Origin of the sequence: Streptomyces sp. NPDC032472, from assembly GCF_040636955.1 — a bacterium.
Classification (GTDB): Bacteria; Actinomycetota; Actinomycetes; order Streptomycetales; family Streptomycetaceae; genus Streptomyces.
The window spans coordinates 164137-190510 of sequence record NZ_JBEZVK010000002.1 but is presented as its reverse complement, the minus strand read 5'-3'; the positions used below and the strand labels follow the sequence as shown (position 1 = coordinate 190510).

The window sequence follows — 26374 nt, the reverse complement described above, 5'->3', positions numbered from 1 at the left end:
TCCTGGCGTCAACAGACTTGCCGAGATGGCTGTGACCAGGCAATTGGCCCTTGGTACACGTGCTTTCGGGCGTGTACCAAGGGCCAATTGACCCTTCCGTCGGGCCGGTGCGAGCCTCCCGGCTATGAGCACGACAACCACGACAGCGTCTGATCTCGCCGGGCTCCTCCCCGCCGGACGGGTGGTCACCGATCCCGTGCGGCTGGCGTCGTTCGCACACGACGAGGCCGCCGGCGCCCCGTACGTCCTGCCCGTGGCGGCGGTGGAGCCGCGCAGCACCGCCGAGGTCGCCACCGTGGTCGCGTACTGCGCCGAGCGGGGCGTGCCGGTCGTCGCCCGCGGGGCCGGGACCGGGCTGTCCGGCGGGGCCAATGCAGTGGAGGGCTGCGTGGTGGTGTCGTTCGCGGCCATGGACCGGATCCTGCGGATCGACGCGGACGAGCGGCTGGCGGTCGTACAGCCGGGTGTCGTCAACGACGACCTGCGGGCCGCCTGCGCCGCCGAGGGGCTGTGGTATCCGCCGGACCCGGCGAGCGCGCCCTGGTCGACCATCGGCGGGAACGTCGCCACCAACGCGGGCGGGCTGTGCTGCGTGAAGTACGGCGTGACGCGCGACTACGTGCTCGGCCTGGAGGCGGTCACCGGCCGCGGCGAGGTCGTACGGGTCGGCCGTCGGACGGCGAAGAGCAGTGCGGGCTTCGAACTGGCCGGCCTGCTGGTCGGTTCGGAGGGCACGCTCGGCCTGGTCACCGAGGTCACCGTGCGCCTGCGCGGGGAGCGGGCGCCCGAGCAGACGGTGGTCGGCTCCTTCGAGGACCTGCCCGCCGCGGGGCGGGCCGTGGCCCGGGTGGTGGCGTCCGGAGTGGTCCCCAGTGCGCTGGAGCTGGTCGACCGGTACTGCCTGCGCGCCGTGGACGAGTGGAAGAACACCGGGCTGGGCGACACCGGCAACGTGCTGCTGCTGGCCCGCTGTGACGCGCCCGGGGAGGCCGGGGGGCAGGAGGCCGACACGGTGCTGGCCTGCTTCCGGGCCGCAGGCGCCACCTGGAGCGCCCGCTCGGAGGACCAGGCCGAGGCCGACGCCCTGTTCGCGGCACGGCGGCTGGTCTATCCGGCGCTGGAACGCCAGGGCATGGTGCTGAGCGAGGACATCTGCGTCCCGCGCACGCTCGTCCCCGAGATGCTCGCCCGGCTGGAGGCCACGGGCCGCGAGCAGGGCGTACGGATCGCGAGCCTGGCGCACGCGGGCGACGGCAACCTGCACCCGATGATCGTGGTGCCGCGCGGCGACGACCGTGAGCTGGCGCGGGGGCGGGAGGTCTTCGAGCAGATCGTCGAGGAGGCGGTCGCGCTCGGCGGCACGGTCACCGGGGAGCACGGGGTGGGGCTGCTGAAGATGCGCGGGCTGGTGTCGGAGCTCGGGCCGGCCGTGCTCGACCTGCACCGGGGCATCAAGCGGGTCTGGGACCCGGCGGGGATCCTCAACCCGGGGAAGGTGTTCACCGCTTCGGCGTGACCGGTCGGGTCCGGACCGACCCTCTTGCTCAACCTATCGAAATTCGATAGGTTTCCATCGCGATTCGATGGGAGAGTGGGTCATGGGCAAGTTGGCAGTGGGTGCGTTGCGCGCCGTGCTCGGGGTGGTGCTCGTCGGCACCGTGTTCGTACAGGTCATGATGGTGTGGGCGTTGTTCACCGACCCGGAGGACGGGTCGCTCCCGCTGACCCCGCTGCGCGTGATCGTGTTCCTGGGCATGGGATCGGCCCAGGTCGCCCTGGTCTGCGTGGGGCGGCTGGTGGCGATGGTGCGGCGGGGAACCGTGTTCTCCCACGCCGCCTTCCGGTACGTCAACGGCGTGATCGGGGCGATCGTGGCGGCCGCCCTCCTGTGGTTCGCGGTCACGGCCGTCAATGCGCCGGGCCAGCGCGACGACCCGGGCGTCACCGTCATCATGGGCGGGATCGGGCTGGCCATCCTGGGGGTCGCGCTGATCGTGCTCGTGCTGCGGATGCTGCTCGCCCAGGCCGTCGCGCGCGACGCCGAAGCGACGCAGATGCAGGCCGAGTTGGACGAGGTGATCTGATGCCGATCGCCGTCGACATCGACGTGATGCTGGCCAGGCGGAAGATGTCCGTGGGCGAGCTCGCGGACCGCGTGGGGATCACGCCCGCCAACCTGGCGGTGCTCAAGAACGGCCGCGCCAAGGCGGTGCGCTTCGCGACGCTCGCCGCGCTCTGCGAGGTGCTCGAGTGCCAGCCGGGGGACCTGTTGCGCTGGGAGGCCGAGGAGGCCGAGCACGCCGAAGACGCCGCGGACGCCGCGGGCGTGTGACCTGACCCGTCAGCCGGTGGGCCCGTCGGCGTCCTGCTGCCCCTGCGCCCGTTTGGCGACGACCACGGCTGCCGCGACCGCGCTCGCGGTGAAGGCCAGGGCGAGCATCCACCGCTGGTCGAAGGTGTGGCCGGTGGCGTGGTCGAGGGAGTAGCGGCCCGCGCCGGCGAGGCCGATCGTGGCCGCGGTGAACCCGAGGAACGCCGGGTACTCGAACCCGCCGGCCTGGGCGAAGAACCCGGCCGGAGCGTGGACGGACACCGCGCCCGCCATGGCACCCGCCGCCGCGGCGCCCGCGGCCGGGGTGGCCAGACCCAGGACGAGCAACGCCCCGCCACCGGTCTCGCCCAGCCCGGCGGCCAGGGCGCTGCGCCGGCCCGGGGTGAAGCCCATCCGCTCCATCGCCGCCGCCGTCCCTTGGAGGCCGCCGCCCCCGAACCAGCCGAACAGCTTCTGCGTACCGTGCGCCATGAGCACGGCCCCGGTTCCGGCGCGCAGGGCCAGCAGGGCGAGGTCGCGTCGGTTGATGCAGCTCATCGGAGTCTCCCTGGAACGAGGGGCGGGTGCGGAACATCTGTATCCCCTCCGGGCGGTGACGCCCCGCGACCCGGGTTATGTCCGCCGAACGGGCGAGCGCCGTGGCCTGAAATCACCGAGGCCCGGGTGATTGCATGGCAATCACCCGGGCAGGTGGGCAGCGCAGCCGAAATCCGTCGGCAACGCCGGTTTTAGGGGAAGCCGGGTGGGCGAATCGGAACGTCAACGGGAATTCCGCAGTTCCCGACCGAATGCCCCATCTTCGGGATTATGGGTTATTCGGTCTACTCGTCCTTCAGGTAACCGCCCGGTTGACGCCCAGGACGACAGCGCCGGCGGACTCGCGCTCCACCACGACGTCGCCGCCCGCCATCACGGCCGGCGTGGTGCCCGCGACAGCCGCGGCGGACTCGGCCGTCTCGAAGAACTTGGTCATCAGGGAGCGGTCTTCGAGGAGGTCGAGGAAACGGGACTTCTGGGTGGTCGAGAGGGCCGAGAATCCCTGAGCGGTTTCCTTGGCCTGCTCGTCGCCCTGCGCCGACTTCATGGCGAGGTAGGCCTGGTACTCGGCGATCCGGGAAGTCTGTGAGACCAGGGAGTCGTCGGCCTGGGCCGATCCCGGGCGGCATTGCAATTGCGATTCCGGCAAGAGCGACGTCGGCGGTGGTGCTGAGACCTCTTCTGAATGCAGAGCGCATGCCGATTTTCTCTCCCCTTGGCTTTCCATGACTCGCTCGTGCATTACACGCCCGCCTCTTCGAGCCCCGCGGGCCGAAGGAATTGCGCCGCAGTCACGCACGTCGGGGGCGATTGCCGGAATCGTCCGTGCGTGATCCCACCAGGGCGTGGATCAGGCGCTTCATGCGGTCCTGGGGGTACGGGGCGCCCGGGCGGGTCGTCATCAGCAGGTGGTGCAGGGTGGCGACCAGGGCCAGGGCCACCGGCTCGGGGTCGAGGCCTTCCCCGATGCGGCCCAGGCGCTGTTCGGCGCCGAGGTACGTCTCGGTCGAGGCCTGGATCGCGTCGAAGCCGGGCGCTCCCGCGGCCCAGGCCTCGCGCACCCGCAGGGCTGCCGCGGGGCGGGTCACGGCCAGGCCGACGACCCCGGGATCCAGGCTGAGCACCGCCGAGGTCAGGTCCAGCAGGTTGCCGGTGACGGTGCCGGTGCCGGCCTTCGCGGGGAGGGCGGCGGCCCGGTCGGCGGTGCGGGTGAAGCGGTCCAGCACCAGTTCGGCGACGAACTCGTCCAGCCCGGCGAAGTGCGTGTGCAGCACCCCCTTGGCGCATCCGGCCTCCGCTGTGACCGAACGGCTGGTCAGGGCAGCGGCCCCTTCGCGGGCCAGGACCCGCTCGGCCGCGTCGAAGAGCCGCTCGCGCAGATCGGGGATGGCCACTCCGCGTGGTGACACCAAGTCCTCCTGGGGGGAAGGGGATTGCCGGTTTGGGCATGCGCCCATAGTGTGGCACCCGTCCTGTTTGGGCGGGCGCCCATTCTATGTGCCGTCCGTCCTTCCGTACGTGCGTCCACGGAGGTTTTCGCCATGCACCCCATCGCCAACACCGCGCAGTCACAGGCCTGGAACGGCTACGAGGGCGCCCACTGGGCGGCGCACCAGGACCGCTGGGACGCCGTCAACGCCGGCTTCGACCAGCCCCTGCTGGACGCGGCGGGAATCGAGCCGGGCGAGCGTGTCCTCGACGTCGGCTGCGGTGCGGGGGCGACGACCCGGCTGGCCGCTCGCGCCGCCGGGCCGCAGGGGAGCGCCCTGGGCCTGGACCTCTCCGGGCCCATGCTCGAGCGCGCCCGGGCGAGCGCCGCACGCGAGGGCATCGGCAACGTCCGCTTCGAGCAGGGCGACGCGCAGGTCCACCCGCTCCCCCGCGGCTCCTTCGACCTCGCCATCAGCCGCTTCGGCGTCATGTTCTTCACCGACCCCGCCGCCGCGTTCGCCAACATCGCCGCCGCGCTGCGCCCGGGCGGCCGCGTCGCGCTGCTGGCTGCCGCCGAACCCGAGGGCAACGAGTGGCTGACCGCCCTGGCCGCCCTCGGCGACCTGCTGCCGCTGGAGGGCTTCGGCACGGCCGGCGGGCCCGGCATGTTCTCCCTCGCGGACCCCGGCGCGGCGGCCTCTCTGTTGAGCGGGGCGGGGCTGCGCGACGTACGGGCCGAGCACGTGACGGCGTACGGCACCTGGGGACGCGATGCGGAGCAGGCAGCCGACTTCATCCTGGACTCGGGACCTGGCCGCCACCTCCTCACCGGCGTCGATGCCGGCACCGCCGCGCGCGTCCGGAGCCGCCTGGCCGACTCCTTCCGCCCGTACGAGAGCGACGCCGGTCTGAAGCTGCGCAGCACCGGCCGGCTGTTCACCGCCACGGCCCCCGGCGTCTGAGGCCGGGCACGCACGCCGCCTCGCGGAAAGTGCGTTGGCCAGGCACCGGCGGGTTGCGATGATGCCTCTCTCTTGCCGGTGGAGGGCGTTTGTTCGTTTTTGTGTGTGCGGGGTGCGGTGCCGAGTTGACCGTCCCGCTGTCCCGGGTCGCCCTGCCGGTCCACGCCCATCAGAAGTACGGGAACGGGCTTCAGCTCCCGGTGCTCATGGAACCGGGGACGTTCGCCGTGGATCCGGAACCCTGGGGGCCGCCGTGGCGCACGTGGGAGGAGATCGGTCCCGACGAGGCCGCGGCCCGTGGCGTCCACGCGCCGGTCCACGCCCTGTCGGACGCTGTGCCCGGTGCGGTCGTCATCGCTCCCGGCGATGCCCGCGGCACCCGGTTGGTCCCGCAGAAGGGCGGTGGCTACTGCTGTGGTCTCGACGGGGGCGAGGGCCCGAACATGGCCTGTGAGGCGTGCGGGCTGCCCGTGGCGAGCCGGATCGACGACTGCTCGCTGTGGCAGGCGGTGTGGCTCGCTCCGGACGCCGTGCGCCGCCTGCCCGTTGACGGCGCCGACGCCGCAGCGCTCTCCTGGGAGAAGCTGGCGGCGGAGGGGAAGGGCACGCCGCCGTTCGAGCCGATCGTCAGATGGGGGGCGCGGCCGGGGGCGGGGCCGCAGGCGGGGCGCTGGTGGGGGTGGAGTCCGCAGTGGGAGGCGGCGGCCGGCCAGGCGCTCGCCCATCTCCTGGTGGCCTCGGAGGGCCGGCCGGTTGCCGTCGCTCCCGACGGGCTGGTCGCGGAGGTGTTCCAGCGTGCTCTCGATGCGCTGCTTCCTTCGGGTCTGCCGTCGCGGCGCGCCGTTCTGGCCGGACCGCGGCGGCCCGTGCCCGACGCGGACGCCGACATCCTCCTCGTTCCGACCCACCCGCAGACCGGGGAGACCTGGACCCCGACCGACCCGGCCGCCGCGGCGTACCCGGTGCCGCTGCCGTTCGGGGTGTGGCGGTGGCTGGCCTTTCCCGAGCCGCACCTGCCCTTCCCCGCCTCGGGCGGCATGCCCGCCGGCGTTCTTCGCGACGACCCGCCCGCCCCGCGGCCCGGTCGGCTGTTCCGGGCCGACCCGGGAGTGTTCGAGCGCACCCTGGTCCGGCTGCCGGGCGTCCGCAGCCCGTGGCTGCGCGGAATCCTCGAGAACCTCACGGAGCACATGCGCGCCGGCCTCCTCTAGCCCGCGCTCCACGGCCCCAGGCGAGCGGTCGTGCATGCGGCGCCGAGCCGGGATCAATTGTCAGTGGCGGGTGAGAAGGTGGATCCATCGCTTCGGAAATGAGGGGGAGCCGATATGGCCGGGAAGCAGAATTACATCAATCACGTCGCCCTGGTGCTGGATGCCAGTTCGTCCATGTCGCACCTCAGTGGCAAGGTCGTCGATGTCGCCGATGAGCAGATCGCTTATCTTGCCCGCCGGTCCAGGGAACTGGACCAGGAGACCCGTGTCACGGTGTACGTCTTCTCCAATACCGTGGAGTGCGTCATCTATGACAAGGACGTGCTGCGGATGCCGTCCCTGAAGCAGCTGTACCGGACCGGCGGGATGACGGCCCTGCTGGCGGCCGCGCTGAAGTCGCAGCGGGAGCTGGCGCAGACGGCCCAGTTGTACGGCGACCACAGCTTCCTGACGTTCGTGCTGACCGACGGGCAGGAGAACGCGAGCCACCACTGCCCCGACGCCCCTTCCCGCAAGCCCCGTGAACTGGTGCAGGCCGTGGCCACGATGATCGAGACGCAGGCGGACAACTGGACCCTGGCCGTCCTCGTGCCGGACCAGATGGGCAAGCGGGAGGCCATGCAGTACGGGTTCCCGAAGGACAACATCGCCATCTGGGACGCCACGAGCACGCAGGGGCTGCAGGAGGCCGGAGAGGTCATCAAGCAGGCCACCGAGAAGTTCATGGTGGGCCGCAGCAAGGGAATCCGGGGAACGCGGGCGATGTTTTCCACGGGCGCGGATGCGGTCAACAAGGACACGATCGAGAAAGCCGGTCTCCGGCCCGCGGATCCGTCGGGATATCAGCTGCTTTCCGTGGACCGTGCAGCGGCCATCCGGGACTGGATCGTCGAAAACGGGCACAGCTACCGTACGGGCGGTGCCTTTTATCAGCTGAGCAAGTCGGAGAAGATCCAGGCGCGGAAGCAGATCGCGGTGCTGGAGAAGAAGACGGACCGGGTGTACACGGGGCCGCAGGCCCGGGTGCTGCTCGGCCTGCCGGATGCGGAGGTCCGCGTCAAGCCGGACCACAACGACGACTTCACGATCTTCGTGCAGAGCACCAGTGTGAACCGGAAGCTCGTTCCGCAGACCCGGCTGCTGCTGATGAGCTGATCCGGCGGGCCGGTCGGGCCGGTCGGGCCGGTCGGGCCGGTCAGGCTGTCAACCGGCTTGCACAGGCGCAGGGTTGGGTCCGTGTGGGGGGCTTGTGCGGACCCGGCCCGCCCCTTGGGGATTGCAAACTTTCGGGACTAAGATCAATCTCGTTGGCCGATCCTTGAAAAGTCTTGCGGCCGCAGCAGACCGGGGGATGTGGAGATGGCGTAGAGATTCGGGCAGCTCGAGGTCTGCCCCGCACCGCTCACAGGGTGGCACCACCCACCCTGTGCGGCGTTCACCGTCCGGTATACCGAACCGGGCGAAGGCCCCCGCAGGGACGGCTACCAACCGTCCGCCGGAGGCGACATCACTGCCACGACAGCAGCGGCCCCGTGAGGGGCTTTGTCATTCCCTGCCATCACAGGAAAGACAGAACCATCTTGCCCTACGCCACGCGCGCTTTCCAAGCTTCGCCCATGCCCTTAGGCCCTTCCGGGGCCGGTTTCCGCCAGAGGGTGCGGGTTCCGCTGCGGCTGGTGGTCGCGCCGTTCAGCGGCGACGCCACGCTGGCGGCGTACATGAAGATCAAGGCTCTGGCCCAGCGCCCGGAGGGCTGCACCGCCGGTGTGGCCGTCCTCGCCGGGTACCTCCGGCTGGGCAAGTCGACCGTCGAGCGGGCCCTGACGGAGCTCATGCGGCCCGCGCCGGACGGGGTCACCGAGCTGACCAGCGTGCGGCGTTCGCAGCCCAGCGGCCGGGGTGCGACGGCCGTGCGCCGACTGCGGGAGCTGGAGCCGGACGAGCGCTTCGTGTGGCTGCCGGTGCGTGCCGCCGAGGAGCTGACGCCGCGCCAGCTGCGGGTCTACGCCCTGCTGGCGTACGCGCAGGTGCGTCGGCTGCCGCTCGGCCTGGTCGAACTCGCGCGGGGGCTGTACCACCGCAGCGGGATCCGGGCCGGCCGGCCGCTGTCCCCGGGCGCCGCGTCCCGGCTGGTGGAGGAGGTGGAGTGCGCCGGCTGGATCGGGGTGGACCGCCGTTCGGGTGCGTACGGGCGCCATGTGTACCGCGTGTACGACGAGCCCTCCGGTCCTGCCGTTGGTGAGGGATCCGGTCACTGCGGCTCGGACGGATCGCTCGCGTACAAGGAAGACCACACGACTGAACGACCTGAGGACCCGGCGGCGCCGGGGTCGGCCGCCGTAGGCGACACCACCGTGGGATACGGCGGACCGGCGCTCACTTTCAGCCTTCGCCTGCACCGGGTGCTCGAGCCTGTACGGCATCTGCTGTCCCGGATCAGGAGCCGGTACGTGCTGCGCAGGATCGGCCGGGCCGTCTCGGCGCAGCTGGGGCTCGGCATGTCGGTAGAGCGGCTGAGGGGGCGTCTGGAGCGGCGCCTCGCCCGGACGATGGCGGACGAGATCCGCGATCCGGGGCGCTGGCTGTTGGGGGTGGCGCTGCCGCAGTGGGGGTGTGGCGACTGGGCGTGCGAGGACGGGGTGCAGTGGACCACCGGGCGGCGGTGCGGGCCGTGCGAGGTGCGGAGCCGCTTTCGGGGCGGGTGCCTTCAGGCCCCGCCGGTGTCGGTGTCGGTGTCGGGGCCGGCTGCTCGGCCGGGGCCGCCGCGCGAGCGGAACGTGACGCCTGCTTCGCTCAGCATGCGGTGGACCCAGCCGAAGGACCGGTCCGTCTGCTCGGACAGCTCCCTGATGGAGGTCCCGTTGAGATAGGCCTGCTTGAGCTCGGCGGCGAAGCGGGCGCGTTCGGGTCCGAGGAGGTGCTTCTTCTTCGGCAGTCTCAGGTTCACGGCGGATCACACCAGCCCTGCGTTGACGGCGCTGACGACGGCCGCGGTGCGGTTGGGTGCGTCGAACTTGGCGAGGATCGAGCCGACGAGCCGCTTCGCGCCGTGGGTGGAGATGGTCAGGGCGCGGGCGATCTGCTTGTTGCTCATGCCGCTGGCCATCAGCTGGAGGGTCTCGTTCTCGCGGGGGGTGAGCGTGGCGGCCCGTGAGACGGTCGGGGGCAGAGGGATGCGGTGCATGCCGAGGAGTTCGCGGGCCAGGGCCGCGGGCATCGGGACCTCGCCGGCGAGGGTGCGGTCCATGGCGTCGGAGAGGGTCTGGCCGGACAGGTCCGCGAGCGAGAGGAAGCCGTCGCCGGGCAGGGAGGCGAAGGCCTCGTTGCGGCGGTCGTGGACGGGGTCGCCGAGCACGAGGACGGGAGGCAGCGGGCAGGACCGGTCGTCCTGGGCTTCGGCGAGGAGGTGCCACTGCGCGGTGGCGACGATCAGGACGTCGAAGCTTCCGGGCGCGTACGGGGTGTGCAGCGCCTCGGGGTCCAGGGCGAGCACCTCGCCGACGGCGGCCACCTGGTCGAGCAGGGCCTCCAGGCCCGCCCGGATGACCGGGCTCGACACGAGCAGGGCGACGTTGCGGGCTCCCCGGCCGCGGGCGGCGTCCAGGGCGGCCTGGTCCGCTTCGAGCAGCAGGTCGGCGGGGAGCGCGGAGAGCGAGGGCAGCGGGGGATGGGAGGAACGGGGTGTGGGGGGGATGACGTCTGGCATGGGCGCGGTGCTTTCTCCTGACGGGGGACCAAGGGGACACCGCGGATCCTGCGGCTGGTTCCGGCGTCCCGAATTGATCTTGAGTTTTGCCGTCGTCCGGTGGTCAGGGAAGCGCTCTGACCTGGACGGATGTGTCCTTGACCGAATCAGGTCAGAGCTCAGGTCCGGTTCCCGTGAAGGGGAGGAGCGCGGCGCCGCAGGCCTCCACCGCGAACCCGGCGAAGGCGGGCGCGCGCAGCGCCCGCAGGGCCAGGGCCAGGGCGGCGCTCTCCGCGTCCGCCAGCCGGGGGGTGGCGAAGAACAGGCCGAGGGTGGCAGTGCCGGAGGCGGAGGGGGCCTTGGCGACGCTGACGTGCTCGAGCCGGTCCTCGGGCCGGCTGCGGGCCATCAGCTGGGCGGCTGCGTCCGCGGGCAGTGCGCGGCCGTTGCCGGACACCAGTCGCAGGTGGATGAGATGCATGAAAAAGAACATCTCGGCCCGTGTAGGGCGCGGCAAGAAGGCCGGGCTGGACGGTTCCGGCAACTACCTCAACAGGCCTGACGGTCTTACTGACAATCTGCCATGATCATTCTCGAGTCTGATGAGGGGGAGGCATCGATGCTTGCGTCACTGGGCTTGGACACCTTGACCGAGGAGGTCTACCTGGCGATGCTCTCGAACCCCGGCACAGGTGTGGCCGGGATCGCGGGAGCGCTCGGCCGGGCGGAGCAGGACGTACGGGGTGCGCTGGACCGGCTGCACGACCTGTCGCTCGTCCGCCCGTCCGCGGAGGGGCTGCGCGCGGTCACTCCGGAGCTGGGCATGGAGGCGTTACTGGCCCGCCAGCAGGCGGAGCTGGCCGCACAGCAGCAGCGGGTCGAGGCCTCGAGGGCCGCCGCTGCGCAACTGATCGCACAATTCGCCGACGTACGGCCCGCCGCGGGCCAGCCGCACGTCGAGCACCTGGACGACATCGAGGAGATCCGCGAGAAGCTCGTCGTCCTGACCCGCCGTGTGCGCCACGAGGTGATGACCTTCGCCCCCAACGGCGCGCACACGCCGGAGAGTCTGGAGAGCGCCAAGCCGCTCGACGCCGAGCTGCTGCGCCGCGGGGTGCGCATGCGGACGGTGTATCTGGAGAGCGTGCGCAACAGCCCGCACACCGTGGCGTACGCGGAGTGGCTCGCCGCCCACGGGGGCGCGGTGCGCACCGTTCCCTCCCTGCCGGTACGGATGGTCATCGTGGACCGTGAGACGGCGGTGATCCCGGTGCGGGCGGAGGATGCCCGGCAGGCGGCCGTGGTGCTCACCGGGCAGGGCACGCTGACCGCCCTGTGCGCCCTGTTCGACAGCACGTGGGAGTCGGCCGCCGAACTCGGGGCGGTGCAGAAGCGGGACGATTCGGGGCTCAGCCCCCAGGAGCGCGAGGTGCTCGCCTTCCTCTACCGGGGGATGACCGATGACGCCATCGCCAAGCGGCTCGGCGTCTCGCCGCGCACGGCGCGGCGCACGGCCAACGACATGATGGAACGCCTCGGTGCCCGCAGCCGGTTCCAGGCGGGCGCGCTCGCGGTGCAGCACGGCTGGCTCCCGGCGGTGGCCGCGCTCTGATCCCGGGGGGATCGGGCAGGTACCGTGCCCGCAGGGCGGGCTCCCGTGGAGGGAGCCCGCCCTGCGGTGCGCCGGGGCCGGGGTGGGCAGCGGCGGGGGCCGGCCTCAGGCCAGGGCGGCCGAGGGCTCGGTGGCCTCCTCCGCCTCGGGGGCCTCGTCGGCCTCCGGGGCCGATTCGGCGGACCGGGCCGCGACTTCCCGGCGCAGCCAGGCCAGGCCGGCGGCCGCGACGAGCAGGGCGAGGACCGCCGCGGAGGACGGCAGCAGGTATCCGGAGTCGGCGCCGAAGCGCTCCACGGACCAGCCGGCGACCGTGCTGCCGAGGGCGATGCCGCCGAGCAGGCTGGTCACCGCGAGGGTCATGCCCTCGTTGATCTGGGACCGCGGGATCAGCTCCATCACCAGTCCCATACCGGTGATCATCGTCGGTGAGGTCGCCATGCCGGCGACGAACATCAGCCCGGCCAGGGACCACATGCCGCCCGCGAGGTTGAGCGGGAGCATCAGCGCGGCCATGCCGCCGACGCCGGCGATGAACCGGGAGGTGCTCGTCCCGCGCAGGGTCAGCGCGCCGAAGACCATGCCCGCCACCGCGGAGCCGATCGCCTGCAGCGCGAGCACCATGCCGGCCGAGGACTTGTGGCCGAGCGACTCGGTGTAGGCGACGGTGGCCATCTCCAGGGAGCCGAAGACGGAACCGGTGAACAGGAACACCAGCATCATGACCTGCAGGCCCCGGTTGCGCAGCGGGGAGCGGGTGGCGCCGGGGTCGGCCGGCTTGACCCGGGGTTCGGTGGAGCGCTGCGCAGCGAACAGGACCGTACCGACGAGGGTCAGCAGCAGCGGGGCTATCCGGCCGGCCTCGGGGGCGACGCCGGTGGCCAGGGCGACGGCGAGCAGCGGGCCGAGGATGAAGCACAGCTCGTCCAGCACCTGTTCGAAGGAGTTGGCGACGTGCATGGAGTCGGCGTCGCCGTCGTAGAGGTCGGCCCACCGGGCGCGCGCCATCCCGCCGACGTTCGGCGCGGTGGCGGACAGGACGCTCGTCGCGAACAGGGTCCAGGTGGGGGCGTCCAGCGACAGGCAGGTCACCAGGGCCGCGGACATGAGCGCCGACCAGACGGCCGCCGGCACGGCGATGCGGGACTGGCCGTAGCGGTCGACCAGGCGGCCCAGCAGCGGGACCGTCAGCAGGGTGGTGGCGAGCGAGGCGCCGCCGACGGCGCCGGCCAGTGCGTACGAATCGCGGATCGAGGCGATCATCACCACCGTGCCGACACCGGACATGGACAGGGCGAGGCGGGCGAGGAAGCCCGTCGTGGTGAAGCCGACGGATCCCTTGGCGGAAAACAGCCGTCGGTAGGGGGCGAGCATGAGGTCTCCGTAAGAGGTGGGCCCGCCAGGAGGAGCGGGCCGGGGGCTGACTGCGGGCAGGCGGAGGACGGGGGACCGCACAGAGGCTAGGCGGCGGGCACCAGCTCCTCGTACCGCCCGGCCGGGTCCACGGCCGTGACCCGGACGCCGCGCCCGTCGAAGCGGAAGGGCTGCTCGGTGAAGCCGTGCGCCGTCACGGCGGCGCGCACCTGGTCGCGCACCGTGTCGCGCGCGTGCAGCAGGAGGTAGCCCCCGCCGCCGGCGCCCAGCAGTTTGCCGCCGCTCGCGCCCGCGTCGAGGGCGTCCGCGTACGCGCGGTCGACGACGGGCAGGGAGACGCGCGAGCCGAGGCGGCGCTTGAGGTTCCAGTGCCGGCCGAGGACCTCGCCGAGCGCGGTGGCGTCGTTGTTCTTGAGGGCGTCCAGCGCCGGCGGGGTCAGTGCCTTGATCTCGTGCAGCCGGCCTTCCGCGTCCCGGTCGCTGCCGCCCACGCGGGCGTTCTGCTCGCCGAGCACCTCGCCGGCGTCGCGGGTGGTACCGGTGAAGAACAGCAGGAGTTCCTCGTCGAGCCGGCGCACGAACCCCTCGTCGACCGGGACTTCCTCCACCTCGACGCCTCCCTCGCGCGGGAACCGCAGCAGCCGGAAGCCGCCGAACGCGGACAGGTACTGGTCCTGGCGGCCCACCGGACGCCCCAGGCCCTGCATCTCGATGGCGCTCGCCGCCTCGGCGGCGGCCGCGGGGGCGAGCCGGCCGCCTTCCAGTCCGGCCAGCAGGGCGACGCTGAAGGCGGAGGAGCTGCCGAGTCCGCTGCCGCCGGGGACGTCCGCGAACGAGGCCAGGTCGAGGGGGCCGCCGTCCCCGTGGCGGCGCAGGGCCTCCCGGGCGAAGGGGTTGGCGAGGGCTGCGCCGCCGGCGGTGGAGCTGCACGTGTCCAGGCAGGCCCGGACGTGGGTGTGGGTGCGGGCGGGCCGGCCGACCACGGTGACGCGCAGGTCGATGGTGGCACCCAGGACCATGCCGCCGAACCGCTCGGCGTAGCTGGGTACATCGGTTCCGCCGCCGGCCAGGGAGATGCGCAGGGGTGCGCTGCTGATCCACACGGTTGGTTCCTCGGCTTTCTCAGTCGTTGTCGGTCGCCTGCAGCGTCGCCCGTACGATCGCCCGTACGGCCGGGTCGCCGGCCGGCGCGGTCAGCGGACCGCGGCGGCGGCGAACTCCTCGGCGTGGCTCGGCTCCTGCGGCCAGGTCTCGGCGGCCCGCAGTGCGGCGGCGGCCCGTTCGGGCTCCACCTCGCTGATGAAGGTGCCGGCGCCGAGTTCGCCCGCGGCCAGCCGCTTGGGCCTGAGCGGGGTCGCCCGGTCGGAGAAGACCTGGGCGTGGAGGTGGCCCAGCTCCCGCTCCCCGCGGGCCGGGGCCTGGATCCACAGCGCCATGTACGGGAGCGGGGCCTCGGCCACCGTCTCGAAGCGGCGCAGCAGCGAGCGGTAGACCCCGGCGAGGTCCGCGCGCTCCTCCTCCGTCAGCGCGGCGAGGTCGGGGACGTGCCGGTTGGCGTACAGGTGGACCTCGTACGGCCAGCGGGCGGCGTGCGGGACGAACGAGGTCCAGTGGCGCGAGCGGGCGACGATGCGGTGCCCGGCGGCGAGTTCGGTCTTCAGGACGGAGCAGAACACGCAGCCCGTGCCGCGGGCCTGCGCGTGCCGGGCGGCCCGCTGCATGCGTTCGAACCGGCTGGGCACGAACGGGTAGGCGTAGATCTGGCCGTGCGGGTGGGCGAGGGTGGCGCCGATCTCGCTGCCGCGGTTCTCGAAGCAGACGACCTGCTCGACGTCGGGCAGGGCGTTCATCGCCCCGGTCCGGTCGGCCCACGCCTCGATGACGGTGCGCACCCGTTGTTCGGGCAGTCGGGCGAGGGAGCCGTCGTGGTCGCTGGCGAAGACCATCACCTCGCACCGCCCGCCGGCGGGCATCGCGAGGGCTGCGCCGGGGTCGCCGGGGGCGCCGTCGGTGCTGCGCAGGGCCGGGTAGCGGTTCTCGAAGACGGCCACGTCGTAGTCGTGGGCCGGGATCTCGGTCGCGGCGCCGTCCGTCGAGGGGCACAGGGGGCACTGCTGGGACGCGTCCGCAGGCCGTGCCTTGCGGTGGGCGGCCATGACGACCCATTCCTCCATGGTCGGGTCCCAGCGGAGTTCGGATCCGGACTCGACGGGCGGCAGCTCCCGGGTGTCGACCACCTCGCGGCGCCGGCCGGCGTGGTCGTCGTAGAAGTGGATCTCGCGACCGTCCGCGAGCAGGGCGCTGGTCTTGTGGTGCGGGGGCAGAGTCATGGGAGGTCCGATCGTTCTCGCAGTGCCCTGGCGGGCTCACTGGCGCGACAGGGCGATGTGGCGCAAGGCCTCGGCGGTCGTGGCGGTCCGCAGGGTCGGTTCCGGTCCGCTTCCCGGGGTGTCGGGGTCCGCGGGGTGTGCCGGCGCCGTCCCTGCGGTCGTGCCGGCGGGGTCGTACGGCGGGGGCCGGCCGACCCATGCGGTGCGGCAGCCGGCGCGCCGGCCGGCCTCGATGTCGGAGGCGAAGTCGCCGACCATCCAGGAGGCGGACAGGTCCAGGTCCAGTTCCTCGGCCGCCCAGCGCAGCAGCCCCGGCTCGGGTTTGCGGCAGCCGCAGCGGAAGGACAGCCCGTCGACGGCGCCGTCCTCGTGGTGCGGGCAGGCGTAGATGCCGTCGAGGGTCACCCCGTACTCGGCGAGCAGGGTGCGCAGGTGGCGGTGCATGGCGTCGAGGCCCTGCAGGGGGAACAGGCCGCGGGCCAGCCCGGACTGGTTGGTGACGATCACCAGCGCCCATCCCCGGTCCTCCAGCTCGCGCAGCGCCCGGCCCACGCCCTGCTGCAGGACGAGGTCCTCGGGGCGGCTGGGGTAGTGCCGGGGTTCGGTCACGGTGCCGTCCCGGTCCAGGAAGACGGCGGCGCGGCCGGTCACTGCACCGCCGGCGCGGCCGCGCCGGCGAGCGCCTCCTGACGGTCGCCTACGAAGGAGCGCATGTGGCGGGTGAGGATGTGCGCGAACGCCATGTGGAGGTCCTCCTGCTCCTCGATGGACTGGGCGGGGGCGAGGACGTACGCGTCGCACAGCTCGCGCGCGAGCCCGCCGTCCGGGCCGAGCAGGCCGACCGTGGTCATGCCGTGCGCCCGGCCGTAGCGCAGGGCCTGCAGCACGTTGGGGGAGGTTCCGCTGGTGGTGATGCCGATGATGACGTCGCCGGGCTCGGCCAGGCCGGCGAGCTGTCCGGTGAACACCTCGGCGTAGCTGACGTCGTTGGCCCATGCCGTCAGGGACGGGACGTGGTCGACGAGGGACATGGTGCGCACCGGCGCGCGGCCCGGCACGCGGGTGTTCTTCGAGATGTCCACGGCGAGGTGCGAGGCGGTGGCCGCGCTGCCGCCGTTGCCGCAGATGTACAGGGTGCGGCCGTTCAGGTAGGCGCGCTCCAGGGTCTCCGCGACCCACAGGAGGTCGGTGGTGGAGACGTCCGAGAAGGCCTGGCGCATCCGGGTCAGGTAGGAGGACATCTCGAGGTGGCGATCGGTCGCCTCGGACATGGGAGGACCCCGTTTCGTGAATGGGTGGAGTGGAGGTGGGTGAGGTGTTCAGCGTGTTGCCGTGCGCCGGTACAGTCCGGCGGTGTCGCGGGCCGACCGGGCCCAGGACCAGTCCAGGTCCATCACCCGGCGGCGGACGGCGTCCACCTCGTCGGCCGGTCCGGCCAGCCAGTGCGCGGCCCGCAGCATGGTTGCGCGCAGGGCCTCGGCGGTCAGTTCCGGTACGACGAAGCCGGTGCCGTCGGGTGACGCCAGGTCGGTGACGGTGTCGGTGAGTCCGCCGACCGCGCTGGCCACGGGCACGGCTGCGTACGTCATCGCGATGAGCTGGTTGAGTCCGCACGGCTCGACCCGCGAGGGCATGACCGTGAAGTCGGATCCGGCGTAGGTGAGCCACGCCGAGTCCTGGTCGAAGGCGGGCACGTGGACGATCGCGGTCGGTGCGTCCAGGGCCAGTGCGGTGAGCCGGGCGACCAGTGCCTCGTCCCCCTGTCCCACGACGGCCAGCTGGGCCTGCCCGTCGCGCACGAGCGGGGCGGCCGCCTCGATCAGCAGGTCCACGCCCTTCTCGGGGACCAGTCGGGAGCAGACGCCGAAGAGGGCCGTCTCGGGGTCTTCCTTCAGGCCGAAGCGCTGCTGGAGGAGCCGCTTGTTGGCGGCCTTGCCGGCCCGCACGGTGTGGCGGTCGTAGGGCTGCGTCAGGCGGCCCTGCGCGGCGGGCTGCCACAGGGCGGTGTCGATTCCGGCGACGATCCCGGTCAGCGGGAGGGCGCCCAGGGCGGTGCCGATCGCGGTGCCCGCCGTCTGGGCGAGCAGTTCCCCGGCGTACGCGGGGCTGCCGGTGGTGGCGGCGTCCGCGGCGAGGAGGGCGAGGAGCAGCAGGCTGGGCTGCTCGCCGTGCGCGGCTGCCGCGTCCTTCAGTACGCGGTCCCAGCCGGGCGGGAGTGCGAGGGCGTCGACCGCGGCGGAGGCCACTTCGCCGGTGTACTCGGCGCTGTGCACGTTGGCCAGGAGCGCCGGCGCCGTGTCCGCCGCGCGCAGCGCCCGCAGGTGGGCGAGGGCGGGGCCGGACTGCCAGTCGTTGCCGTGGACGATGTCGTAGCGGCGGCCGGTGGCCCCGATCCAGGCGCCGATGCACGCCCCGAAGAAGGCGGCGCGCAGGGCTGCGTCGGGGAATTCGACGTAGCGCTCGTCGCGGTAGATGCCGCCCCGGTCGTACCAGTGGTCGGCGCGGACGAGGAAGACCTCACCGGGGCCGGGCCGGTTCAGGAGCCGTTCGACGCGGGCGGGGCCGGTCACCGCGCCGACGGTGAGTGCGGGCGTGGACCAGACGCATTCGGTTTCCAGGCCGTGGCGGGCGACGAGCCAGGGGTAGTGGGGGACGACGATGTCGTGGGTGATGGCGTGGTCGCGCTCCAGTGCGGCCGGCAGGGCGCGGGCCGTCTGGCCGAGGCCGCCCTCCATGAAGTAGGGGGCGAGTTCCTGGGTGAGGTAGAGGCAGTTCATCATCCTGCCGCCGGCAGCAGCCAGAGTCCGACCACGTGCAGGTCGGGGTTGACGGGCAGGGTGATGCGCGCGCAGCGCACGGGTTGCGGGAAGTGGACGGTGGAGGCCCACAGGCGCGGTTCGGCGCCGTGTTCGGGGCGGCCGCCGACGTCGTAGAGGTACGGGCTGTGCGCGAAGCAGCGGTCGTCGAAGACGGGGCGCCGGGAGAGGAAGTCGCTGAGCTCGACGCGGGCTTCTGCGGCGGGCGGGGCGCCGTCGGCGTCGGGGTGCAGGAGCAGCATCTCGCTGACGGTGCCGCCGGAGCCGGCGCCCACCACCTCGATGCCGTCGACCAGCAGGGGGACTTCAAGGGTCAGGACCTGTCCCTCGCAGGCGATGTTGTCGGGCACGCCGTGGCCCAGGCCGGCGGGCAGGCCGAGCAGCTCCGCGGTGTCGCCGAGTTCCTCGGCCGGGTAGGCGCGGCCGAAGCCGTCGAAGCCGTCGGAGGGGTCGACGCCCGCCGCGAGGAAGGCGGCGTTGTTGCGGTACGGGGCGAGGTCCAGGCGCAGGGCGCGGGCGGGCGGGGTGGCGGTGCTCACGGGGTGGTCTCCTTCGCCAGCTCGGACAGGGCCGATCCGGCCGTGTCCAGGTTCTGTACGGCGAGTTCGAGGCGGGGGCGCAGCTGGCCGTGGAAGGTGGCGTACCGCCGGTCGCCGGGGTCCATCACGCCGAGCCGCATCATGAGGTTGCGTACGACGAGCAGGTCGCGGGAGGCGCGGTCCACGGCCTCGACGATCTCGGGGCGGCCGGCGAGGGTGCCGTCGGCGGCGAGGGTGCCGAGGTGTCCGGCGAGCCAGCGCAGGGTGTGGTGGTACCACCACAGGCCCAGCAGCAGCCAGGGGCCCAGGCCCCAGTCCTGCTGGGTGCCCTCGCCGGAGCGCTCGCGGTTGCCGACGAGGTCGAGGTAGGTGTCGAGGTCGCGGTGCAGGGCGTGCACCAGTTCGGTGCCGCTGATCCAGTCCGCGGTGCCCTCCGGGGTGCCCTCAGGGGTGCCCGCCGCGGTGCTCTCCGCGGGGCCGGACAGGGCGAGGGCGAGCCCGCGCAGCGCGTCGCGGTCGAGGCCCGGGGCGGTGGCGCCCTGCGGGCGTCCGGGCAGCGGTACGAGTTCCATCCATGCCTGGCCCGCGTCCCCTTCGCACATGGCGGGGGTCAGCTTCTCGACGGGGACCCGGTCGTCGAAGAAGACGACCTCACCGGGATCGAGCAGGCGGACGGTGCCGCTCGCCTCGTCGAAGTCCTGCAGGACGACGACGTGCAGGGCGTGGCTGGTGCCGTAGCCCACCCAGTAGTGCTCCAGCAGGTACGCGTCCGCGGCGATCGCGACGGCCCGGCCCGCCTGCAGCACCTGGAGTGCCTGCAGCCAGTCCTGCTCGTCGGCGACCGGGTGGCGCACGAGCTCGTAGCCGTGCCGGCCGAAGGTGGCCGTCAGGGGTTCGAGCGGGTCGCTGAACGCCAGCAGGCCGTTGTCGCCGAGGCGTGCGGCGGTGGCGGCGTTGTTGCCGAGGACGAGGAACGGGTCGGTCTGCGGCTCGATCGCGTGCAGCAGGGCTGCGAAGGCTGCGTGGTAGCAGCTCGAATCGGTGAACAGGGGTGCCTGGGTCACCCGTACCCCCAGAGATAGTCCGTGTCTGACGGTTCAGGACCCTAGGAGCGGCCGGACGGCGCCCACAATCGGGCCCTTCGGGTATGGCCGGGTGACCATGTCCTGCCGAACACCCCGTTCTGCCAGGGAAGATGGGGCCGACAGGCGTGCCGGCGGCGGGCGAGCATGGCGCTGCTCCACGGCGTCCTGATGGAGCAGACCACCCGTCGGATCCCCGTCCCGAGACCAGGTGCGCCATGCCTCTGAAGCACGCTCCCGCCGACCGTCCGCCGCTCGCGGTCTGACCGACCGCCATGGAGATCATCGGCCGCGGGTTCCTCGCCCGCCAGCTCGACGAGATCGCACACCGGCACCCGCACGCGGTGGTGCTGGCCGCGGGAGTCTCCCAGGTGGGGCTCACCGATCCGGCGGCTTTCGCCCGCGAGACCGCCCTGGTGCGCCGGACCGCCCGGCGGTGCCGTGAGACCGGCCGGACGCTGGTGTTCTTCTCGACGGCCTCGGCCGGGATGTACGGGGCTCCGGGGTGCACCGGGCGCGAGGACTGCCCGCATCCCAGCACCCCGTACGGGCACCACAAGCTGGCGCTGGAGGAGCTGGTGCGCGGCTCCGGGTGCGCGTTCCTGATCCTGCGGCTCAGTCATCTCGTGGGGCCGGGGCAGGCGCCCCACCAGCTGGTTCCGGCGTTGGTGCGGCAGGTCGAGAGCGGGCACGTACGGGTCTTCCGCGGGGTCCGCCGGGACTTGGTGGACGTCCGCGAGTTCGTCCAAGTCCTAGATCATCTCTTGGATTTGGGGGTGACCGGTGAGATGATCAATCTCGCGTCCGGCTCCGCCGTGCCCGTGGCCGATGTCGTGACGCACCTGGCAGCTCTGCTGGGATGTGAGCCGCGGCGAGAGTACGTGAACCTCGGCGGCGACCACCACGTCTCGGTCCGCAAGCTGCGCTGGATTCTGCCTTGGGGGACGAGTGCCGACTATCGAGCCACGCTCGACCGTTACGCCCTCCTCTACAGTGCGCGGGCCACGGCATCTGGCGTACGGCCGCACTGATCTCCTGTCCGTTCCGACAGCGGCCGTGCGCCCCGGCCGAGGATTACTGTGACTCTCATTGACGACCGTGTGGGGGCGCTGCCGGCCGGTGCGGCGCCTGCCGCCCGCCGCGGCGCGGCCCTCGCGCTGCTGGTGGCCAGCCATTTCCTGCTCAACCTGGACTCGGCGATCGTCGAAGTGGCGTTACCCTCGATCAAAAATGATCTTGGCATAGCCCTCGCCGACCTCTCTTGGGTCGCCAACGCGTACATCCTGGCCTTCGGCGGGTTCCTGCTGCTCGGGGGCCGGCTGGGCGACCTGTTCGGGCGCCGCTCGGTGTTCATCGGCGGACTCGCCGTCTTCGCCGCCGCCTCCCTGGCCGGAGGCCTCGCCTCCTCCCCCGCCCTCCTCGTCGCCGCGCGCGCGGCGCAGGGGCTCGCGGCCGCGGTCATCTCGCCCACCGCGCTGGCCCTGCTGATGGCCGTCTACCCCGATCGCACCGCCGCCGAGCGCACCGAGCGCAACAAGGCCCTCGCCACCCTCGGCGCCGTGGCCGCCACCGGCGGATCGGCCGGCTACTTCCTCGGCGGGGTGCTCACCGACGCCTTCGGCTGGCAGTCCACCTTCCTGGTCAACGTGCCGGTCGCGGCCGCGGCCGCGCTGGCCGCCCCCCGGCTGCTGCCGCGCGGTGCCCGGCCCGGCGCGCGCGGGCGCTTCGACGTCCTCAGCGCCCTGCTGGTCGGCGCGGGGATGACCCTCCTGGTGTACGTGCTGCTCGGCGCGCCGGCCGCCGGCTGGCTGAGCGTGCGCACGGTCGGCCTGGGCGTCGTCGCCGCCGTCGCGCTCGTGCTGTTCCTGCTGCGCCAGCGCACCAGCTCCGATCCGCTCCTGCCCCTGCGGATCTTCCGCCACCGCGCGCTGCGGGGCGCCAATGTGATCGCCGCGCTCGTCAACATGGCGATCGGGCCGGTCATCTTCTTCCTGAGCCTCTACACACAGCAGGTCCTCGGCTACTCGGCGCTGGCCGCGGGGCTGGCGATCCTGCCGGTGATCCTCACCGTCACCGTGTCCTCCACCCTGGCCGGCCGGCTGCTGCGGCAGCTGAGCCAGCGCGCCGTGATGGCCGCCGGGCTCTCGCTGTTCGCCGCCGGGCTGCTGTGGATGGGGTTCATCTCCGGCGGCGCGTACTGGACTGAACTCCTGCTGCCCGAGTGCCTGGTGGGCCTGGGCGGCGGGCTGGTCTTCGTGACCTTCACCGTGAGCGGTACGAGCGGGCTGGACGAGGCCGACTCGGGCTCGGCCTCCGGGGTGCTGACCACGGCGCAGAAGGTCGGGGCCTCGCTGGGTCTGGCCGTGCTGACCGCCCTCGCGGACGCCCGTACGCGGGCCGCGGCCGGCGGCGGTGCGCAGGAGGCCGGGGCGCTCCTCGCCGGCTACCAGAGCGCCATCTGGGCCGCCGCGGTCCCCGTCGTCCTGGGACTGGTGGCGGCGGCGGTCTGGCTGCCGGGGCGCGGGGGGCACGGCGGCGCGGTGCGCGGGCGCCGGGAGGCGGCCGGGCTCAGAACGCAGGAGCCGTGCCGCTCGATCCCCGAATGATGAGGTCCGGCCGGAAGTGGAGCTCCAGCGAGGACAGCGGGGTTCCGTTCACGGCCATCATCAATGCGTCCGCGACGGATTCGGCCATTTTCGCCACCGGGGAACTCACCACGGTGAGCGGCGGCTGAGTGTGGCGGGCCAGCGCGGAATCGCCCATAACCACCACGGAAAGGTCGTCCGGCACGCCCAGGCGGCGTGACCGGGCGGCTTTCACCGCACCCAATGCCATGGCCTCGCTGTCGCACACGAGGGCCGTGCAGCCTTTGTCAAGGAGGGTTTCGGCCGCACAGAATCCGGCCTCTTCCGAGTCAAGTGAATACTCGATCAGCGCATTCGCCCCATCGGCCGGAATGCCGTACTCCGAGAGCGTCGCCACAAAGGCGTCGGCTTTGCGGCGAGTCGTGACGTAGCGCCTTGATCCGAGAATCATCCCACTGCGTACGTGCCCCAGTTCGAAGAGGTGCCGCGCGGCGATTTCCGATGCCGCCGCGTCATCGTTCGAGATACAGGCCGCCTCCGTACCGAAGGCGGATCCGCCGACCAGGACGTGGGCGACGGAGGATTCGGCGAGCCGGCGGTAGAGCTCGTGGTTCGCCGTGGCGTCCACATGGTCGCCGAAGAGGAAGATGAGCCCCGACACCCCGCGCTCCAGCAGCTGGCGCGCGGCATGGTCCTCGCGGGGCGCCCCGTGCGCCTGCGAGCAGAGAACGGGCAGGTGGCCGCGCCTGTGCAGCGCGGTGAGGACCCCGTCCACGAGGCCCGGAACCATGCCGGAAACCGCATCCTGGGCAATCACCCCGACCAGCTCGGAGGGCGGCGCCGATTTCCTTCCCGTCCTATATCGCAAATCCTCGACAGCATCAAGAACCAACCCCCGTGTCGCTTTCGACACGCCCGGTCTGCGGTTCAGTACGCGGCTGACCGTCGCTTCACTCACACCCGACCGGGCGGCTACATCAGAAAGGCGTATCGACATGCGACGACGTTAACAGCTCGGGAAACTCGGAAAAACGGAAAAACGTGCAGAGCGCTCCAAATGTCCGATACGGACGCCTTCCTGCTTCAATGTTCCGGCGGTTGCATGGGTCATGAAAATGATCTAGAAATAAGCGTTGACCAAAATGATCAACGTGGCGAGCGGGGGCTCCATCCAGGCTTCCGCATGCCCATTTTCGACAATGGGGGAGTCTTGAAGGCACTGGTGCTTGCCGCAGGGTCGGGAACCCGGCTCCGCCCGGTAACACACACCGGGGCGAAACAACTCGTTCCGGTGGCGAACAAACCCGTTCTCTTCTATGCGCTGGAAGCCATTGCACAGGCCGGGATAACCGAGGTCGCCCTCGTCGTGGGGCCCAGCTCCGACGACATCAAGGACGCCGTCGGCGACGGGTCGGCGTTCGGCATCGACGTCACGTACATCTGCCAGGACGTGCCGCTGGGCCTCGCCCACGCCGTCCTCATCAGCCAGGACTTCCTCGGCGGCGACGACTTCCTGATGTACCTGGGCGACAACTTCGTCGGAGGGGGCATCGCCGGCTTCGCGGAGGAGTTCCGCCGGACCCGCCCCGGCGCCCAGATCCTCCTGACCCCCGTCCCGGACGCCACCGCCTTCGGCGTCGCCGAGCTCGACGGCGACGGCCGCGTGGTCTGCCTGGAGGAGAAGCCCGCGGTCCCGCGCAGCAACCTCGCCGTCATGGGCGTCTACCTCTTCTCGGCCCAGATCCACGAGGCCATCCGGGAGATCAAGCCCTCCGCGCGCGGCGAACTGGAGATCACGCACGCCCTCCAGTGGCTGATCGAGGAGGGCCGCGAGGTGCGCTCCTGCCTGCACTCCGGATACTGGCGCGACACCGGCAACGTCTCCGACATGCTGGAGGTCAACCGGCACGTGCTGGACGCCGCCACCGGCGAGATCGCCGGCGAGGTCGACGCCGAGAGCCGGCTCACCGGCGCCGTCCTGATCGCCCCCGGTGCGCGCGTCGTCCGCTCCGACATCGAGGGCCCCGCGGTCATCGGCCCCGGCACCGTCGTCACCGGCTCCCGGATCGGGCCCCACACCTCGATCGCCGCCGACTGCGAGATCACCGACAGCCGGATCGACGGGTCCATCGTGCTGCAGGGCTCCACCGTGCGCGGGGTCCCCGCCGTCACCGCCTCGCTGATCGGCCGCCACACCACGGTGACCTCCGCACCCGCCGGCGACACCGCCCACCGGCTGGTCCTCGGCGACCACACGCGGGTCACCCTCGCGCGCTGACCCGCCACCCGGCCCCTCACCAGACGCGCGCCACCGCCGCGTACTGCCGCCACAACCCCCCGCACCTGCCCGGGTGGATCGGAGTTTCTGACCTTGAAGGCCCTGTACATCACCCAGGAGTACGCCCCGCTGTTCGCCGAGGGCGGCCTCGCCCTCACCAGCAACGCCCTGCCCGCCACCCTGCAGACCCGCCGCGGCATCACGCACGACCTCGTCCTGCCCTACTACCCCTGGCTGATCGAGCGGGGCGGCCTGCGCACCGAAGTGGTCCTCGCCCTCCCCGAGCGGGAGGTCGCCGGGGTCCGCTCGGACGCCGAGGTCCACCGCCTCCTCGACCACGGGGGCACCTGCGAGATCTTCCTGCTGCGCGCCGACGCCTGGTACGACCGCGGGGGCATCTACCGCGACGCGAACTACACCGCCTTCGCCGACGAGGGCGGCCGCGCCGCGTTCTTCGGCTGGTGCGTCGCCGACTGGCTGGAAGCGACCTCCCACGACTACGACCTCATCCACGGCAACGACTGGCAGTCCGGCGCCGCGCTGGCCCACCTGCGGGACCGCTTCCCCGGCCTGAAGCAGGTCCTCACCATCCACAACGCGCTCTACCAGGGGCGCCTGCAGGAGCTGGAGCCGGCGGGCCTGGGCCTGCCGGCCGCCCAGGTCGCCCGCCTGACCGAGCACGCCCAGGGCAGCCCCAGCCTCTTCCTGCTCGGCCTGCTCGCCGCCGACGCCGCCGTCACCTGCAGCCCCACGTACGCCTACGAGCTGGTCGAGGAGTTCCGCGGCAGCCCGGTCGGCGACGCCCTGGAGCGGCTGCACACCACCGGCATCGTCTTCGGCGTGGACGGCGAGCTGTGGGACCCGGCGGGCCTGGACCGCTCCACGGTCCCCTACGACTCCGCCGGTGTGGACGAGGGCAAGCGCCTCAACAAGCAGGCCCTGCAGAAGCACCTGGAACTCACCGAGGACGACACGCTGCCCGTGGTCGGCGTCTGCTCCCGCGTCGTCCCCGAGAAGGGCAGCGACCTGCTGATCGACGCCCTCGCCCCGCTGCTGCGCGAGCGCCGCGTCCAGCTGGTCCTGGTCGGCCCCAGCACCGACGAGCTGCACGCCCGGCTGCGCGCGCTCAGCGCCGAGGCACCCGGCCTGGTGGGCTACGTACCGCAGTTCGACCAGGACACCGCCTGGCTCGTGTACGCCGGCGCCGACCTCACCGTGATGCCCTCGCGCATCGAACCGTGCGGCCTGAACCAGCTCATCGCCTACGGCTACGGCACCCTGCCGATCGCCAGCCCGGTCGGCGGCCTGTACGACACGGTCACCGACCTGCGCACCGACCCCGACGGCGGCGGCCTCGTCATCCCCGAGCACACCGCGGAATCCGTGCGCTCCACCGTGGTGGCGGCGCTGGAGTGGATGCGGGACGAGCCCGCCGAACTGACCGCCGTACGCCGCCGCGTGATGGCGCAGGACTGGTCCTGGGCCGTCACCGCGCGCGAGTACGCCGAGCTGTACACCCGGCTGACCGGCCCGACGGCCGTCTGAAACCCCGCCGCCCCGCACGGCCTTGCATTCCCCGCCCTGCCGTGCGGGACGGCGG

General features: G+C 72.3%; 26 protein-coding genes. 11 read left to right on the top strand and 15 right to left on the bottom strand.

What is annotated here, in order from left to right:
* Nucleotides 1-124 precede the first annotated feature (124 nt).
* From AB0F11_RS01865 to AB0F11_RS01855, 3 genes are all read left to right on the top strand, one after another.
* On the top strand, nucleotides 125-1516 hold the full coding sequence (locus tag AB0F11_RS01865; RefSeq protein WP_362167164.1) for an FAD-linked oxidase C-terminal domain-containing protein: 1392 nt from the start codon (nucleotides 125-127) through the stop codon (nucleotides 1514-1516).
* An 82-nt stretch (nucleotides 1517-1598) separates the two neighbouring features.
* Nucleotides 1599-2084, top strand: coding sequence for a DUF2975 domain-containing protein (locus AB0F11_RS01860; RefSeq protein WP_362167163.1), 486 nt, complete (start codon nucleotides 1599-1601; stop codon nucleotides 2082-2084).
* The gene (locus tag AB0F11_RS01855) at nucleotides 2084-2332 is read left to right on the top strand and encodes a helix-turn-helix transcriptional regulator (RefSeq protein WP_362167161.1); all 249 of its coding nucleotides are present in this window, start codon (nucleotides 2084-2086) and stop codon (nucleotides 2330-2332) included. The genes AB0F11_RS01860 and AB0F11_RS01855 overlap by 1 nt, the downstream gene beginning before the upstream one ends.
* Nucleotides 2333-2341: 9 nt before the next feature.
* Here AB0F11_RS01855 and AB0F11_RS01850 read toward each other — a convergent pair whose 3' ends face one another.
* From AB0F11_RS01850 to AB0F11_RS01840, 3 genes are all read right to left on the bottom strand, one after another.
* Entirely contained in the window at nucleotides 2342-2869 is a 528-nt protein-coding gene (locus tag AB0F11_RS01850) for a DoxX family protein (RefSeq protein ID WP_362167158.1), read from the bottom strand.
* A 295-nt stretch (nucleotides 2870-3164) separates the two neighbouring features.
* On the bottom strand, nucleotides 3165-3503 hold the full coding sequence (locus AB0F11_RS01845) for a hypothetical protein (protein ID WP_362167156.1): 339 nt from the start codon (nucleotides 3501-3503) through the stop codon (nucleotides 3165-3167).
* A 157-nt stretch (nucleotides 3504-3660) separates the two neighbouring features.
* Nucleotides 3661-4278, bottom strand: a complete 618-nt coding sequence (locus AB0F11_RS01840) for a TetR family transcriptional regulator (protein WP_362167153.1) — start codon at nucleotides 4276-4278, stop codon at nucleotides 3661-3663.
* A gap of 132 nt (nucleotides 4279-4410) precedes the next feature.
* Between AB0F11_RS01840 and AB0F11_RS01835 the strand changes: the two genes are divergently transcribed.
* The 3 genes from AB0F11_RS01835 to AB0F11_RS01825 all read left to right on the top strand — a co-directional run bounded on the left by AB0F11_RS01835 (nucleotide 4411) and on the right by AB0F11_RS01825 (nucleotide 7628).
* Entirely contained in the window at nucleotides 4411-5262 is an 852-nt protein-coding gene (locus tag AB0F11_RS01835) for a methyltransferase domain-containing protein (protein ID WP_362167150.1), read from the top strand.
* An 89-nt stretch (nucleotides 5263-5351) separates the two neighbouring features.
* Complete coding sequence (locus AB0F11_RS01830) at nucleotides 5352-6473, top strand: hypothetical protein (RefSeq protein ID WP_362167148.1); 1122 nt, start codon at nucleotides 5352-5354, stop codon at nucleotides 6471-6473.
* 114 nt (nucleotides 6474-6587) lie between these two features.
* Complete coding sequence (locus AB0F11_RS01825) at nucleotides 6588-7628, top strand: vWA domain-containing protein (protein WP_362167146.1); 1041 nt, start codon at nucleotides 6588-6590, stop codon at nucleotides 7626-7628.
* 1552 nt (nucleotides 7629-9180) lie between these two features.
* On the opposite strand, the gene AB0F11_RS01820 is transcribed toward AB0F11_RS01825, so the two are convergent.
* From AB0F11_RS01820 to AB0F11_RS01810, 3 genes are all read right to left on the bottom strand, one after another.
* Nucleotides 9181-9420 (bottom strand): helix-turn-helix domain-containing protein, encoded by a 240-nt coding sequence (locus AB0F11_RS01820; protein WP_362167144.1) that lies wholly within the window; start codon nucleotides 9418-9420, stop codon nucleotides 9181-9183.
* Nucleotides 9421-9426: 6 nt separating this feature from the next.
* Nucleotides 9427-10179 (bottom strand): response regulator transcription factor, encoded by a 753-nt coding sequence (locus tag AB0F11_RS01815; protein WP_362167142.1) that lies wholly within the window; start codon nucleotides 10177-10179, stop codon nucleotides 9427-9429.
* A 151-nt stretch (nucleotides 10180-10330) separates the two neighbouring features.
* Nucleotides 10331-10639 (bottom strand): hypothetical protein, encoded by a 309-nt coding sequence (locus tag AB0F11_RS01810; protein WP_362167140.1) that lies wholly within the window; start codon nucleotides 10637-10639, stop codon nucleotides 10331-10333.
* A gap of 138 nt (nucleotides 10640-10777) precedes the next feature.
* Here AB0F11_RS01810 and AB0F11_RS01805 point away from each other — a divergent pair, with 138 nt between their 5' ends.
* Entirely contained in the window at nucleotides 10778-11770 is a 993-nt protein-coding gene (locus tag AB0F11_RS01805) for a LuxR C-terminal-related transcriptional regulator (RefSeq protein WP_362167138.1), read from the top strand.
* Between the two features lie 105 nt (nucleotides 11771-11875).
* Here AB0F11_RS01805 and AB0F11_RS01800 read toward each other — a convergent pair whose 3' ends face one another.
* From AB0F11_RS01800 to AB0F11_RS01765, 8 genes are all read right to left on the bottom strand, one after another.
* Nucleotides 11876-13144, bottom strand: a complete 1269-nt coding sequence (locus tag AB0F11_RS01800; RefSeq protein ID WP_362167136.1) for an MFS transporter — start codon at nucleotides 13142-13144, stop codon at nucleotides 11876-11878.
* A gap of 86 nt (nucleotides 13145-13230) precedes the next feature.
* The gene (locus tag AB0F11_RS01795; RefSeq protein ID WP_362167134.1) at nucleotides 13231-14247 is read right to left on the bottom strand and encodes a hypothetical protein; all 1017 of its coding nucleotides are present in this window, start codon (nucleotides 14245-14247) and stop codon (nucleotides 13231-13233) included.
* A gap of 90 nt (nucleotides 14248-14337) precedes the next feature.
* A complete protein-coding gene (galT, locus tag AB0F11_RS01790; protein WP_362167133.1) occupies nucleotides 14338-15474 on the bottom strand; it encodes a galactose-1-phosphate uridylyltransferase in 1137 nt (378 codons plus the stop codon).
* Between the two features lie 36 nt (nucleotides 15475-15510).
* A complete protein-coding gene (locus AB0F11_RS01785; protein ID WP_362167130.1) occupies nucleotides 15511-16125 on the bottom strand; it encodes an HAD family hydrolase in 615 nt (204 codons plus the stop codon).
* Nucleotides 16122-16745, bottom strand: a complete 624-nt coding sequence (locus AB0F11_RS01780; RefSeq protein WP_362167128.1) for an SIS domain-containing protein — start codon at nucleotides 16743-16745, stop codon at nucleotides 16122-16124. The genes AB0F11_RS01785 and AB0F11_RS01780 overlap by 4 nt, the downstream gene beginning before the upstream one ends.
* A gap of 48 nt (nucleotides 16746-16793) precedes the next feature.
* Complete coding sequence (locus tag AB0F11_RS01775; protein ID WP_362167126.1) at nucleotides 16794-18254, bottom strand: glycogen/starch synthase; 1461 nt, start codon at nucleotides 18252-18254, stop codon at nucleotides 16794-16796.
* Nucleotides 18251-18829: a hypothetical protein gene (locus AB0F11_RS01770; RefSeq protein WP_362167124.1), complete on the bottom strand. Its 579-nt coding sequence runs from the start codon at nucleotides 18827-18829 to the stop codon at nucleotides 18251-18253. Before AB0F11_RS01770 ends, AB0F11_RS01775 begins: the two co-directional genes overlap by 4 nt.
* Nucleotides 18826-19893 carry a hypothetical protein gene (locus AB0F11_RS01765; protein ID WP_362167122.1) on the bottom strand — a complete coding sequence of 356 codons (1068 nt, stop codon included), beginning with the start codon at nucleotides 19891-19893 and terminating at the stop codon, nucleotides 18826-18828. Before AB0F11_RS01765 ends, AB0F11_RS01770 begins: the two co-directional genes overlap by 4 nt.
* 293 nt (nucleotides 19894-20186) lie before the next feature.
* Between AB0F11_RS01765 and AB0F11_RS01760 the strand changes: the two genes are divergently transcribed.
* Nucleotides 20187-20942: an NAD-dependent epimerase/dehydratase family protein gene (locus AB0F11_RS01760; protein WP_362167119.1), complete on the top strand. Its 756-nt coding sequence runs from the start codon at nucleotides 20187-20189 to the stop codon at nucleotides 20940-20942.
* Nucleotides 20943-20990: 48 nt separating this feature from the next.
* Nucleotides 20991-22517 (top strand): DHA2 family efflux MFS transporter permease subunit, encoded by a 1527-nt coding sequence (locus AB0F11_RS01755; RefSeq protein WP_362167116.1) that lies wholly within the window; start codon nucleotides 20991-20993, stop codon nucleotides 22515-22517.
* On the opposite strand, the gene AB0F11_RS01750 is transcribed toward AB0F11_RS01755, so the two are convergent.
* Nucleotides 22480-23493, bottom strand: a complete 1014-nt coding sequence (locus AB0F11_RS01750; protein WP_362167114.1) for a LacI family DNA-binding transcriptional regulator — start codon at nucleotides 23491-23493, stop codon at nucleotides 22480-22482. The genes AB0F11_RS01755 and AB0F11_RS01750 overlap by 38 nt on opposite strands.
* Before the next feature lie 213 nt (nucleotides 23494-23706).
* On the opposite strand from AB0F11_RS01750, the gene AB0F11_RS01745 reads away from it, so the two are divergent.
* Nucleotides 23707-24774, top strand: coding sequence for a glucose-1-phosphate thymidylyltransferase (locus tag AB0F11_RS01745; protein WP_362167111.1), 1068 nt, complete (start codon nucleotides 23707-23709; stop codon nucleotides 24772-24774).
* A gap of 93 nt (nucleotides 24775-24867) precedes the next feature.
* The gene (locus tag AB0F11_RS01740; RefSeq protein WP_362167109.1) at nucleotides 24868-26319 is read left to right on the top strand and encodes a glycogen/starch synthase; all 1452 of its coding nucleotides are present in this window, start codon (nucleotides 24868-24870) and stop codon (nucleotides 26317-26319) included.
* Nucleotides 26320-26374 lie beyond the last annotated feature (55 nt).